Source organism: Dolichospermum sp. UHCC 0406 (assembly GCF_009712025.1).
GTDB lineage: Bacteria > Cyanobacteriota > Cyanobacteriia > Cyanobacteriales > Nostocaceae > Dolichospermum > Dolichospermum lemmermannii.
Genome location: NZ_VILA01000043.1, coordinates 1 through 399 on the forward strand (window position 1 = coordinate 1; position 399 = coordinate 399).

General features: G+C 30.1%; 1 protein-coding gene. It reads left to right on the forward strand.

The window, feature by feature from the left end:
* A partial coding sequence (locus tag FJR09_RS24235) for a PD-(D/E)XK nuclease family transposase (RefSeq protein WP_174783387.1) occupies positions 1–399 on the forward strand: 399 nt, incomplete at both ends.

Below are 399 nucleotides of genomic sequence, written 5' to 3' on the forward strand. Positions count from 1 at the left end.
TACCAATACATCATCAAATTCAACAATTAACCTTTAAAAATCCAGAAAATCTAGCTGATACCATAGCAGAACGTAAAGCCATATTTGATATTTATTGCGAAAGTAAAACTGGTGATAAGTTTATTGTGGAAATGCAAAAAGCAAAAATCAAGCATTTCAAAGATAGAGCCTTATTCTATTCTACATTCCCCATTCGTGAACAATCGGAAAAAGGCGATTGGAATTTCTTTTTACTACCCGTCTATTTTATCGCCATTTTAGATTTTGAGTATGATGAAAATACAACATCTAAATTTAGGCGCGATGTGTGTCTAAAAGATCAAGATGGTGATATTTTCTTTGATAAGTTAAATTTTAAATTCTTACAAATGCCGTTATTCAATAAACAAGAAAATGAAT